Raw genomic sequence first — 5,043 nt, 5'->3', positions numbered from 1 at the left:
TCCCAAGACCCTGTCGTAGTGTCGGATCGCGGCGGCAATGTACGGGGATTGAGTTGATGATTGTGCAGTTGAGTTCGCTTCGTCCGGTGACGGGCGAGGACGGCAAGGACGCCGCCGACACCATGTCCAGCTTCGCCCGCAACGTTTCGGCGATGCTTGAGCGGACAGAGTACCGCCGCTGCGACAAGGGCGAAGATCTCGAGGACATCTACCGCCTGCGCTACAAGTCATATCGCTCGAACGATATGGTGCCCGACAACGAAAACCATACCATTCACGATGAGCTCGACGAGGCACCGAATGTGTACCGCTTCGGGGTCTATATCGACCAGGAACTCGTCAGCACGCTGCGTATCCATCACGTCACCTTGGCGACGCCGATGTCGCCTTCCACCAAGGCCTTTGGCGACATCGTCATGCCGATGCTTCGTGACGGACTGAGCTTCATCTGTCCCAGCCGGTTTGCGTCCGATCCCGAATGGTCGCGCGTCTACCCGCAGATTCCCTACCTGACGCTGCGGCTGGCCGGCATGGCGTGCTTCCATTTCAACGCGCCCTACTGCCTGTCGACCATTCGTGAGGATCACGCCGGCTTCTACAAGCGTATCTACTACTCGGAGAAGATCAGCGAGTCGCGCGCCTATCCGGGCGTTTTCAACAAGGTCGTGCTCTACCGCGCCGACGTCAACGCAATCCGCGAGCGGTCCTTCTCACGGTTCCCGTTCTTCCGCTCGACGCCAATGGAGCAGCGCATGCTGTTCGATACGCCGCATGTCGGGGAACTCGCGCCGCTGACCATCCTGCCGACGGCAAAATACTATCACGAAGCCGCCTGATACGGCAGGGATCCACACGATTTTGCAGGGCCGACAGGAGCCTTTTGGCGACTTCGGCGTTCTGGGTGAGGCCACGAGCAGCGCTCCGGGTCGATCTGAGGTTTTTGAGGGAACCCGCCATGACCATTTCCACACTTGCGCTAACCCCGCTCATCTCGCTGATCGCCGGCGTGCTGATCCTGGTCATGCCAAGGCTGTTGAACTACATCGTCGCGCTCTATCTGATCGTCGTCGGGTTGCTCGGGCTATTTCCGCATCTAGCCGGCTGAGGCTCCGGCTTAGGCCACGCAAGCGTCCGCCCTTCGGAGTTCCGCATCAAGCATCAGAATCCAGCGATCGGACTCCGTCGCGGCGTCGACTGCTGGCTTCAATCTTTCTTTGAGGCAGTTGTCGGTTGTTGTGCGGCAATAGCGCCATTGCTCTCGGCGCGGCTTTTCGCTATGTGCCTGAAAGATGTCTTCGAAGGGGTATTCCTATGGCTGATCACTCGCCGACTGGTCCTGTCGAACTGGGCGCGAAGATGGACTATGCCGAGCATGACCGCACCTATGCGGGCTTCCTCGCGCTGGCCAAGTACGGCTCGCTGTTTTGTGGCGCCCTGCTCCTGGCGATGGCCTTCGGCTTCTTCGCGGGCGGCTTCTTCTCGGCGACCATTCTGTTCGTGCTGATTCTGGCTGTCGGCGCCTTTATCCTCCGATAGATTTTTCCGACATCTTGTCCACGGCGCCGCCGCGAGGCCGGCCGGCGTCTTGCGGGAAATAGCTTCCGGCCGAAAGGATCATGCGGTGGGACAGACGGTTTTCATCCCTCGTGAGCTCGATGCCAACGAGCCGCGCGTCGCGGCTTCGCCCGATACGGTGAAACGGCTGGCGGCGTTGGGCTTCGACGTCGTCGTCGAGGCCGGTGCCGGTCTGAAATCGCGCATCATCGATGCCGACTATGCGAGCGCCGGCGCTGCTATCGGCAAGGCTTCCGATGTCGCCAAGGCCGATGTGGTGCTGAAGGTGCGCCGGCCTGGTGATGCCGAGCTGAAGAGCTACAAGCCCGGCGCGGCTGTGATCGCCATCATGGACCCCTACGGCAACGATGCCGCCGTGGCAGCTCTTGCCAAGGCCGGCGTCACCGCTTTCTCGATGGAATTCATGCCCCGGATCACCCGCGCGCAGTCGATGGACGTTTTGTCCTCGCAGGCCAATTTGGCCGGCTATCAGGCGGTGATCGACGGGGCTTCGGAATATGACCGCGCCTTGCCGATGATGATGACGGCGGCCGGCACGGTGCCGGCGGCGAAGGTCTTCATCATGGGCGTTGGCGTCGCCGGCCTGCAGGCGATCGCCACCGCGCGCCGGCTTGGTGCGGTTGTCACCGCCACCGACGTTCGCCCCGCCGCCAAGGAACAGGTCGCCTCGCTCGGCGCCAAGTTCCTCGCGGTCGAGGACGAGGAATTCAAGGCGGCCGAAACGGCCGGCGGCTACGCCAAGGAAATGTCGAAGGAATATCAGGCCAAGCAGGCGGCACTCACATCAGAGCACATCGCCAAGCAGGATATCGTCATCACCACGGCGCTCATTCCCGGCCGGCCGGCGCCCAAGCTGGTCTCGGCGGCGATGGTCGCTTCGATGAAGCCGGGCTCGGTGATCGTCGACCTCGCGGTCGAGCGCGGCGGCAATGTCGAGGGCGCCGAAGCCGGCAAGGTGGTCACCACCGCCAACAACGTCAAGATTGTCGGCCATCTCAATGTGCCTGGCCGCATCGCGGCGTCGGCCTCGCTGCTTTATGCCAGGAACCTGTTCGCCTTTCTCGAGACGCTGGTCGATAAGACGGCCAAGACGCTTGCCATCAATCGCGACGACGATCTGGTCAAGGCAACGATGCTGACCGATGGCGGCAAGGTGGTTCATCCGGCTTTCGTGAAAGCCGACCAGCAGCCGGCAAAGGGCCAATATGTCGAGCCGGCCGCGATCCCGGCCAAGACCATGGTCGCCGATGCTTCGCCCAAGAAAGCCGCGCCCAAGAAGGCGGCCGCACCCAAGTCGCCCTCGTCGAAGCCGAAAGGGATCGCGTGATGGACCAGACCCTGCAGAAAGCCCTCGACCAGCTCGACCAGGCCTCCGCCGCCGTCCGGCTGGCGGTGCACAATCTGGCGACCGCGCCCGGCGGCACTGACGCGGCCGGTGATGCCGCGCATGCGCTCTCCGGCGGCGCCATCGATCCCTTCGTCTTCCGCTTCGCCATCTTCGTCCTGGCGATCTTCGTCGGCTACTACGTCGTCTGGTCGGTGACCCCCGCACTGCATACGCCGCTGATGGCCGTCACCAATGCCATCTCCTCGGTCATCGTCGTCGGCGCGCTGCTTGCCGTCGGCATCGCCGCCTCCGGCATTGCCGCGGGCTTCGGCTTCGTCGCGCTGATGCTGGTTTCGGTCAACATCTTCGGCGGCTTCCTCGTCACCCAGCGCATGCTGGCCATGTACAAGAAGAAGGACAAGTAGAGCGCCATGAACGCCAACTTCGCGTCCTTCCTCTACCTCGTCTCCGGTGTCCTGTTCATCATGGCGCTGCGCGGCCTGTCGCATCCGACCACCAGCCGCCAGGGCAATCTCTACGGCATGATCGGCATGGGTATTGCCATCGCCACCACACTGGCTCTGGCGACCCCGTCCGCCGGCCGCTTCGGCCTGATCGTGCTCGGCCTTGCCATTGGCGGCGGCGTCGGCGCCGTTACCGCGCGCCGCATCGCCATGACCTCGATGCCGCAGCTGGTCGCTGCCTTCCACTCGCTGGTCGGCCTCGCCGCCGTCATGGTGGCGGCTGCCGCGATCTATGCCCCGGAAAGCTTCGGCATCGGCACGGATGGCGACATTCATGCCCAGGCCCTGATCGAGATGAGCCTTGGCGTCGCCATCGGCGCCATCACCTTCACCGGCTCGGTCATCGCTTTCCTCAAGCTCGATGGCCGCATGTCCGGCAAGCCGATCATGATCGGCGCACGCCACTTCATCAACGCCGCACTTGCTATCGCGCTCGTCGTGCTGATCGTGTTGCTGGTCACCACCGAGTCCAAGCTGGTCTTCTGGCTGATCGTTGCCGCCTCGCTGGTGCTCGGTATCCTGCTGATCATCCCGATCGGCGGCGCCGACATGCCGGTCGTCGTCTCGATGCTGAATTCCTATTCCGGCTGGGCGGCGGCGGCGCTGGGCTTCACGCTCGGCAATCTGGCGCTGATCATCACCGGCGCGCTGGTCGGCTCATCCGGCGCGATCCTGTCCTACATCATGTGCAAGGGCATGAACCGAAGCTTCATCTCGGTCATTCTCGGCGGCTTCGGTGGGGAGACGGCAGCGGCCGCCGATGACGGCATCGAACGCACGGTCAAGCAGGGTTCTGCCGACGATGCCGCCTACCTCATGATGAACGCCCAGAAAGTCATCATCGTGCCGGGCTACGGCATGGCGGTTGCCCAGGCGCAGCATGCGCTGCGCGAAATGGCCGACAAGCTCAAGGCCAATGGCGTCGACGTGAAGTACGCCATCCACCCGGTCGCCGGCCGCATGCCCGGCCACATGAACGTGCTGCTCGCCGAAGCCAATGTGCCCTACGACGAGGTGTTCGAGCTTGAGGACATCAACTCGGAGTTCGCGCAAGCCGACGTTGCCTATGTCATCGGCGCCAACGACGTCACCAACCCGTCCGCGCGCGACGACAAGTCCTCACCCATCTACGGCATGCCGATCCTCGACGTCGACAAGGCGCGCACCTGCCTGTTCGTCAAGCGCTCGCTCGGTTCCGGCTATGCCGGTATCGACAACACGCTGTTCTACAAGGACGGCACCATGATGCTGCTCGGCGACGCCAAGAAGATGACCGAAGAGATCGTCAAAGCCATGGATCACTGATCCGGGATAAGCGCCGGGACACGCCAAGAATCGCCCGGCTTCGCGCCGGGCTTTTTCTTGGCAGGCTTTCTTGGCTTGACGGCGATTTCGGCGCTACGATGACGAATTCCCGCCTCGACGGCGGGATTGTCGTCGACGGAGACGTTGGTGCCTGACCCGATCGCATCGCCGCCCGCCGGGAAAGCGCCGCGCAAGCCTGGCCAGGCGGTGGTGATCGTGCATGGCATGGGCGAACAGCGGCCGATGGATACGCTGCGAGGCTTTGTCCAGGCTGTCTGGAGCCATGACCCCAACCGCGCGCCGTTTTATGCC

At 63.3% G+C, this 5,043-nt stretch carries 6 protein-coding genes; all 6 read left to right on the top strand.

Annotated elements, in window-relative coordinates; all coding sequences use genetic code 11:
• The first annotated feature begins 56 nt into the window (after positions 1 to 56).
• The 6 genes from EN994_RS17375 to EN994_RS17350 all read left to right on the top strand — a co-directional run bounded on the left by EN994_RS17375 (position 57) and on the right by EN994_RS17350 (position 4,731).
• Positions 57 to 836 carry a hypothetical protein gene (locus EN994_RS17375; RefSeq protein ID WP_013528206.1) on the top strand — a complete coding sequence of 260 codons (780 nt, stop codon included), beginning with the start codon at positions 57 to 59 and terminating at the stop codon, positions 834 to 836.
• A gap of 119 nt (positions 837 to 955) precedes the next feature.
• Positions 956 to 1,105, top strand: a complete 150-nt coding sequence (locus EN994_RS17370; protein ID WP_013528205.1) for a DUF3096 domain-containing protein — start codon at positions 956 to 958, stop codon at positions 1,103 to 1,105.
• Positions 1,106 to 1,311: 206 nt separating this feature from the next.
• Positions 1,312 to 1,536, top strand: coding sequence for an aa3-type cytochrome c oxidase subunit IV (locus tag EN994_RS17365; RefSeq protein ID WP_013528204.1), 225 nt, complete (start codon positions 1,312 to 1,314; stop codon positions 1,534 to 1,536).
• Positions 1,537 to 1,621: 85 nt separating this feature from the next.
• A complete protein-coding gene (locus tag EN994_RS17360) occupies positions 1,622 to 2,902 on the top strand; it encodes a Re/Si-specific NAD(P)(+) transhydrogenase subunit alpha (RefSeq protein ID WP_063169840.1) in 1,281 nt (426 codons plus the stop codon).
• Positions 2,899 to 3,327: an NAD(P) transhydrogenase subunit alpha gene (locus tag EN994_RS17355; RefSeq protein ID WP_024501908.1), complete on the top strand. Its 429-nt coding sequence runs from the start codon at positions 2,899 to 2,901 to the stop codon at positions 3,325 to 3,327. The genes EN994_RS17360 and EN994_RS17355 overlap by 4 nt, the downstream gene beginning before the upstream one ends.
• A gap of 6 nt (positions 3,328 to 3,333) precedes the next feature.
• Entirely contained in the window at positions 3,334 to 4,731 is a 1,398-nt protein-coding gene (locus tag EN994_RS17350; protein ID WP_013528201.1) for an NAD(P)(+) transhydrogenase (Re/Si-specific) subunit beta, read from the top strand.
• The last annotated feature ends 312 nt before the right edge of the window (positions 4,732 to 5,043 follow it).

Source organism: Mesorhizobium sp. M7A.F.Ca.CA.002.09.1.1, from assembly GCF_003998555.1.
GTDB classification, from domain to species: Bacteria; Pseudomonadota; Alphaproteobacteria; order Rhizobiales; family Rhizobiaceae; genus Mesorhizobium; species Mesorhizobium ciceri.
The sequence above is the reverse complement of the archived record's forward strand: the minus strand, read 5'-3'. Positions and strand labels throughout refer to the sequence as shown.